This is a genomic window from Ferroglobus sp. (assembly GCF_015521575.1).
Lineage (GTDB): Archaea > Halobacteriota > Archaeoglobi > Archaeoglobales > Archaeoglobaceae > Ferroglobus.
Map to the genome: position 1 here is coordinate 1 of NZ_WANY01000120.1, position 4339 is coordinate 4339.

6 protein-coding genes are annotated in these 4339 nt (G+C 45.4%); all 6 read right to left on the bottom strand.

Translation table 11 applies throughout. The annotated features are described in order from the left end of the window. On the bottom strand, window positions 1–257 hold a 257-nt coding region (locus F7C14_RS05015; protein WP_290900474.1), incomplete at its 3' end, for an ADP-ribosylglycohydrolase family protein. Further along, window positions 254–1390: an acetylornithine/succinylornithine family transaminase gene (locus F7C14_RS05020; RefSeq protein ID WP_290900476.1), complete on the bottom strand. Its 1137-nt coding sequence runs from the start codon at window positions 1388–1390 to the stop codon at window positions 254–256. The genes F7C14_RS05015 and F7C14_RS05020, both read right to left, overlap by 4 nt. Next, on the bottom strand, window positions 1383–2297 hold the full coding sequence (gene guaA / locus F7C14_RS05025) for a glutamine-hydrolyzing GMP synthase (RefSeq protein WP_290900478.1): 915 nt from the start codon (window positions 2295–2297) through the stop codon (window positions 1383–1385). The genes F7C14_RS05020 and guaA overlap by 8 nt, the downstream gene beginning before the upstream one ends. Further along, window positions 2290–3885, bottom strand: a complete 1596-nt coding sequence (pyrG, locus tag F7C14_RS05030; RefSeq protein WP_290900480.1) for a glutamine hydrolyzing CTP synthase — start codon at window positions 3883–3885, stop codon at window positions 2290–2292. Before pyrG ends, guaA begins: the two co-directional genes overlap by 8 nt. Continuing rightward, window positions 3882–4070, bottom strand: a complete 189-nt coding sequence (locus F7C14_RS05035) for a methytransferase partner Trm112 (RefSeq protein WP_290900482.1) — start codon at window positions 4068–4070, stop codon at window positions 3882–3884. The genes pyrG and F7C14_RS05035 overlap by 4 nt, the downstream gene beginning before the upstream one ends. Before the next feature lie 55 nt (window positions 4071–4125). Further along, a partial coding sequence (locus F7C14_RS05040) for an adenylosuccinate synthetase (RefSeq protein WP_290900484.1) occupies window positions 4126–4339 on the bottom strand: 214 nt, incomplete at its 5' end.

A 4339-nucleotide genomic window follows, 5' to 3' on the forward strand; every position in this document is an offset into this window, starting at 1 on the left:
TATCTCCTCCTGAAGTCCGCTTGTTTCAACTTTTCAGCGAAGTTTTCTGGGGAGAAGTATATCGTCTCCACTATTGACTCGGCAAGCATTATCATCTGCTCAGTGTCGTCGGTGTATTCCCCCGCTTTTAAATCTCCAAGCGGCGAATCTCTGAAATTCAATTCATTCAACTCTACTGAATCGCTACCCTCGTAGGGCATGCCAAGGGAGTCTCCAACTGCCAAACCGATAATGCATCCCCGAAACTGATCGATCATCTTGCTAACCTCATTCTCTCTATAGCAAATTCCACTTCTTCCTTGGATATAACGAGCGGGGGGACTATCCTTATTCTACTTTCTGAGGTTGCGTTTATTAAAACTCCCTTCCCAAGCATTGAGGAAACGAAGTCAAAAGCTCTCTCTTTGTCAAAGCCGATCATCAGTCCAAATCCCTCGGCTTCGAAACCAAGTTCACCGAGTTTTTCTCTAAATAGCTCACCCATTTTTCTCGAATTTTCAACAAGTCCGTTCTTCTCTATGTACTCTATTGTCGCTATAGCGGCTGTGCAAGCCAGAGGGTTCCCGCCAAAAGTTGATCCATGGTCTCCCGCTTCAACCTTTTCAGCGACGTAATCTTTCACCCCAACAGCTCCTATCGGAAAGCCGTTCGCTATTCCCTTAGCCATCGCAATTATGTCCGGTTCAACGTTGTAGAGGTCTTTGGCGAACCACTCTCCAGTTCTTCCGAACCCTGTCTGAACTTCGTCGAACACAACCAGGAATTCGTACTTTTCCTTTAGCTCAAATATTTCCTGAATGAACTCTTCTTTAGCCGGATAAACTCCTGACTCTCCCTGTATTGCCTCCACAAAAACCGCTGCAACGTCTTCGCTTACTTTCCTCTTCAAATCCTCGATATTGTTGAATTCGGCAAAAACAACCTCCCCGATTAACGGCTCAAATGGTTTCCTGAACTTTTCCTTCCAAGTTAAAGATAACGCTCCCATCGTTCTTCCGTGAAAGTTTCCCGTAAACGAAACCAGTTTTTTTCTCCCCGTAGCTTTTCTCGCCAGTTTTATTGCAGCTTCGACAGCTTCAGTCCCGCTGTTGCAGAAAAAGAACTTGTCCATCCCGCTTACTTTTCTCAGCTTTTTCGCAAGCTCAAGCTGGGGGAGGGTGTAATAGAGGTTGGAAACGTGAATGAGCTTTTCCAACTGCTCTTTAACTCTCTCGACGAAGTATTTATTGGAGTGTCCTATTGAAACGCAGGCTATTCCCGCTACGAGATCCAAGTACTTCTTTCCGTTTTCATCGTAGAGCCAGCAGCCTTCTCCTTTTACAAATACCACTTTCTGCCGTTTAAAGAAAGGAATTAGCAGCTCCTTTTCCAGTTCGAATACTTCACTCATACTCGATCGTTGCCGGAGGTTTTGGAGTGACGTCGTAAACGACCCTGACGACTTCCGGTATCTCGTTCGTGATCCTCAAAGCTATTTTTCTTAGCTTTTCGTAATCAAGCTTTAGTGGGTCGGCGGTCATACCATCCCTGCTTTCGACAGCTCTTACCGCAATTACGTATCCGTAAACTCTCACGTCCCCCTTCACTCCAGTAGCTTTTCCTATTAAAGCAGCGAAAGCTTGCCACTTTGGAATGTCTTTTAACTCCTCTTCGACGATCTTCGTGGCTTTTCTGACCACTTCAACCTTTTCGGGAGTGACTTCCCCTACAACTCTCACTGCCAAACCCGGGCCTGGAAAAGGCATTCTTTCGGAAATCTCCTCTGGCAAGCCAAGGTACCTTGCAACTTCCCTCACCTCGTCTTTGTAGAGTTCCCTCAGCGGTTCGATCACCTTCTTAAATCTGTACTTCGTCGGAAAACCGCCGACATTGTGGTGACTCTTTATTCCCCCCTGACTTTCTATTACGTCGGGATAGATCGTTCCCTGTATGAGGTACTCCGCTCCTTTCTCTTCCGCAACCCTTTCAAATATCCTAACGAAAAGTTCTCCAACCACTTTCCTCTTTTCTTCTGGATCGGTGACTCCTTTTAAAGCCTTAAAAAACTCCTCTCTCGCATCTATAAACACGAGATTCATGTGACCGAAGACTTCCCTAACCCTCTCCGGCTCTCCCTCCCTCATTAATCCGGTATCCACGAAAACGGGAATCAGTCTATCGCCTATCGCTTTGTAGGCTAAAACCGTGCAGACGGAGCTATCCACACCACCAGATAAGGCTATTATCGCCTTACCATCTCCCACTTCCTTTTTTATTTCTTCAATAGCTTTTTTCACGAACTCTTCGACGTTAACCATGAACCTCCCTCCTATACTCCAAAGCAGCTTTAACAAATCCCACGAACGGAGGAGATGGAGAGAAGGGGCGAGATTTAAATTCCGGATGGAACTGAGTTGCGAAGAAGAATTTTTTGTCTGGTAACTCCAAAATTTCCATTCTTCTTCCATTGTCCGAGTATCCGGAAAATACGAGTCCATGTTCCTCTAAAAGGCTTATGTACTCAGGATTGACTTCGTATCTGTGTCTGTGCCTTTCGTATATCTTAGTTTTTCCGTAGAGTTTGTGAGCGATGGTTCCCTCCTTTATCGTCACCTCGATATCCCCGAGCCTCATCGTTCCTCCCTTCTCCTCGATTCCTTTTTGTTCTGGAAGAAGGTCTATTACTGGATGACTCGTTTCCCCAAGCTCCGAGCTGTTAGCATCTTCCAACCCAAGAACGTTCCTCGCAAATTCAACAACAGCAAGCTGAAAGCCGAAGCATATACCGAGGAAGGGAATGTCGTTTTCTCTCGCATATTCTATCGCTCTAATCTTTCCTTCCGCCCCTCTACTTCCGAAACCTCCGGGAACGAGGATTCCGTCTGATTCTATCTCAACTTCCTTGAATCTTTCCAGATCCTCGCTGTCAACCCAGCTTATCGAAACTCTGCAACCGTTAGCTATGCCCCCATGCTTCAAAGCTTCCCTTATGCTTATGTAAGCATCCCTCACGTCCACGTACTTACCGACTATTGCTATATTCACGACCTCTTTCGCTTCCTTGAGCTTTCTCACTATTTCCTCCCATTCCTTTTTCTCTTCCCTCTTCTCAAGCTTCAGCTTCTTCATTATGTATTCATCGAGCTTCTCCCTTTTGAAGAGTAAAGGTACTTCGTAAATGTCCTCTACGTCTTCAGCACTTATAACCGCTTCAACTGGCACATCACAAAAGAGGGAAATTTTCCTCTTCGTTGATTCTTTCAATTTCTCTCTGCATCTCCCTATTATCGCATCCGGATGCAAACCGAGACTTCTGAGCTCTTTAACACTGTGTTGCGTCGGTTTGGTTTTCTGCTCTCCTCCTATGTCGTGGGGAACAAGAGTAACGTGAATCAGAAGAAAATCCTCTTCCCTCTCTTCGTTATGCATTTGCCTTATAGCTTCAAGGAAGGGCATCCCCTCTATGTCACCTACTGTCCCTCCGACTTCTATCAGGCATATTTCAGCGTTGTTCTCCTTAGCAACTCTCCTTATCCAGTTTTTTATCTCGTCGGTGACGTGGGGAATTATTTGCACCGTCTGCCCCAAATACTCTCCTCTTCTCTCCTTCTCTATAACGTTTTTGAAAATCTTCCCAGTTGTTATGTTGTGGTCTCCGGTTAACTCCAGCCCGATAAATCTTTCGTAGTGCCCCAGATCGAGGTCAACCTCTGTTCCATCTTTCAGGACGTATACCTCTCCGTGCTGGAAGGGATTCATAGTTCCGGCATCGATGTTTATGTACGGATCAATTTTTATCGGCACAACTTTGTAACCCATGTCAACCAAGAGCCTTCCTATGCTCGCTGAGGTTATTCCCTTTCCCAATCCGCTCATCACACCTCCAGTTACGACTATGTACTTCATAGCTTGTCCCTCAGTTCCGGAGGAAGTAGGTTCGGAATTCCCTCTTCAATCGGATACTTCTCGTTGCAGTTGTCGCAGATGAGGAAACCTTCTAAAACCTCCTCTTCGTTTTCTTCCTTTACTTCAAGCTTTAAATCTCCCTTGCAAACTGGACATGCAAGAATGTCAAGTAGCTTTTTCCTCATAATCACAGCCTTTAAGAAAACCGAATAAAAATTTTGTTGTTCAGCTACAATTATCTTAAAGCTTCTCTCTTCTGAGGTCAATTATGTGCTCAAGCTTTGGACCAGTAGAGATCAAAGTTACGGGAGTTTTAGTGTCCTCCTCTACCCTCTCGATAAACTCCTTTGCTTTTTTTGTCAGCTTCTCGTATTCGGTAACCCCGTAGCACTCCTTATCGAGCTTGTCTATTCCAGTTATAGCCACCTGTGTTGCTCCGTTGATCATCGCTGAA

What these genes read in the sequence shown, in the direction of transcription:
- F7C14_RS05020 (WP_290900476.1), bottom strand. Translation starts at nt 1,390, where the DNA reads ATGAGTGAAGTATTCGAACTGGAAAAGGAGCTGCTAATTCCTTTCTTT.
- guaA (WP_290900478.1), bottom strand. Translation starts at nt 2,297, where the DNA reads ATGGTTAACGTCGAAGAGTTCGTGAAAAAAGCTATTGAAGAAATAAAA.
- pyrG (WP_290900480.1), bottom strand. Translation starts at nt 3,885, where the DNA reads ATGAAGTACATAGTCGTAACTGGAGGTGTGATGAGCGGATTGGGAAAG.
- F7C14_RS05035 (WP_290900482.1), bottom strand. Translation starts at nt 4,070, where the DNA reads ATGAGGAAAAAGCTACTTGACATTCTTGCATGTCCAGTTTGCAAGGGA.